This window comes from Bacillus sp. SIMBA_005 (genome assembly GCF_046535585.1).
GTDB classification, from domain to species: Bacteria; Bacillota; Bacilli; order Bacillales; family Bacillaceae; genus Bacillus; species Bacillus pumilus.
The window spans coordinates 1-269 of record NZ_JAWRWI010000465.1; the positions used below are offsets into that span (position 1 = coordinate 1).

The 269-nt window shown below is 70.6% G+C and carries 1 protein-coding gene; it reads left to right on the plus strand.

The window, feature by feature from the left end:
* The coding region (locus SB660_RS20915; protein ID WP_410584280.1) for an autotransporter outer membrane beta-barrel domain-containing protein at positions 1-269 on the plus strand (269 nt) is incomplete at both ends.

A 269-nucleotide genomic window follows, 5' to 3' on the forward strand; every position in this document is an offset into this window, starting at 1 on the left:
TTCGATGCGCGTCGCTACGTCACCGACAACGGCAGCCTCGTGCACGGCAGCCGCGACGGCAACCAGTGGTTCGCCTCGCTCTCCACCGGTTACCGGTTCCAGGCCGACGCCACGCAGCTGACGCCGTACGGCCGGCTGGACATGGCGCGCGCCTCGCTGGACGGGTACGCCGAGACCGGCGATGCGGTCTACGCGCTGGGCTACCAGTCGCAGACGATCCGGACCTCGACGGCCACGCTGGGCCTGCTGGGGCAGTGGACGGTCAAGCG